Raw genomic sequence first — 1814 nt, forward strand, 5'->3', positions numbered from 1 at the left:
CCACCCACACCCCACCCACGACCGGTACGAAGACCAGCCACGGCTGTACGGAGTGTGGTTGATGCTCCTTAGAAAGGAGGTGATCCAGCCGCACCTTCCGGTACGGCTACCTTGTTACGACTTCGTCCCAATCGCCAGTCCCACCTTCGACAGCTCCCCCCACAAGGGTTGGGCCACCGGCTTCGGGTGTTACCGACTTTCATGACGTGACGGGCGGTGTGTACAAGGCCCGGGAACGTATTCACCGCAGCGTTGCTGATCTGCGATTACTAGCGACTCCGACTTCACGGGGTCGAGTTGCAGACCCCGATCCGAACTGAGACCAGCTTTTTGGGATTCGCTCCACCTCACGGTATCGCAGCCCTCTGTACTGGCCATTGTAGCATGCGTGAAGCCCAAGACATAAGGGGCATGATGATTTGACGTCATCCCCACCTTCCTCCGAGTTGACCCCGGCAGTCTCCCATGAGTCCCCACCCGAAGTGCTGGCAACATGGAACGAGGGTTGCGCTCGTTGCGGGACTTAACCCAACATCTCACGACACGAGCTGACGACAACCATGCACCACCTGTACGCGACCAACTAAATGACACCCCATCTCTGGGATTCCACCGCGCATGTCAAGCCTTGGTAAGGTTCTTCGCGTTGCATCGAATTAATCCGCATGCTCCGCCGCTTGTGCGGGCCCCCGTCAATTCCTTTGAGTTTTAGCCTTGCGGCCGTACTCCCCAGGCGGGGCGCTTAATGCGTTAGCTGCGGCACGGAATCCGTGGAATGGACCCCACACCTAGCGCCCAACGTTTACGGCATGGACTACCAGGGTATCTAATCCTGTTCGCTCCCCATGCTTTCGCTCCTCAGCGTCAGTAACTGCCCAGAGACCCGCCTTCGCCACCGGTGTTCCTCCTGATATCTGCGCATTTCACCGCTACACCAGGAATTCCAGTCTCCCCTACAGCACTCAAGTGTGCCCGTACCCACTGCAAGCTCAGAGTTGAGCCCTGAGTTTTCACAGCAGACGCGACACACCGCCTACGAGCTCTTTACGCCCAATAATTCCGGACAACGCTTGCACCCTACGTATTACCGCGGCTGCTGGCACGTAGTTAGCCGGTGCTTCTTCTGCTCCTACCGTCACCACACCACAAAGCGCGGCTTCTTCGGAGCTGAAAGAGGTTTACAACCCGAAGGCCGTCATCCCTCACGCGGCGTCGCTGCATCAGGCTTGCGCCCATTGTGCAATATTCCCCACTGCTGCCTCCCGTAGGAGTCTGGGCCGTGTCTCAGTCCCAGTGTGGCCGGTCGCCCTCTCAGGCCGGCTACCCGTCGTCGCCTTGGTGAGCCATCACCCCACCAACAAGCTGATAGGCCGCGAGCCCATCCCCAGCCGAAAAACTTTCCACCCACAACAGATGCCTGCGCGGGTCGTATCCGGTATTAGCCACCGTTTCCAGTGGTTGTCCCAGAGCCAGGGGCAGGTTGCTCACGTGTTACTCACCCGTTCGCCACTGATCACCCCCCGAAGAGGGATCACCGTTCGACTTGCATGTGTTAAGCACGCCGCCAGCGTTCGTCCTGAGCCAGGATCAAACTCTCCGTCGAAAAACCTCGATGACCACAGGCCACCTAGATCATTTCACTTCATAGTTGACCTTGGACTCCAAACCCTGATCCGAGCTGGCAAGCCAGACCAGGGGTAGATCCCAAAGGAACCCCAACCACCAGACACTCAGGCCCGGCGGTCATTGGGGGTTAATGCATTGGCATCAACATATTTCTAGCGCACTGTTGAGTTCTCAAGAACCGGACGCAC

Annotated in this window: 1 rRNA gene; it reads right to left on the reverse strand. The window is 58.2% G+C overall.

Annotated elements, in window-relative coordinates:
* Positions 1 to 72 precede the first annotated feature (72 nt).
* Positions 73 to 1603, reverse strand: a 16S ribosomal RNA gene (locus AB2L28_RS20735).
* Positions 1604 to 1814 lie beyond the last annotated feature (211 nt).

The organism is Kineococcus mangrovi (assembly GCF_041320705.1).
Classification (GTDB): domain Bacteria; phylum Actinomycetota; class Actinomycetes; order Actinomycetales; family Kineococcaceae; genus Kineococcus; species Kineococcus mangrovi.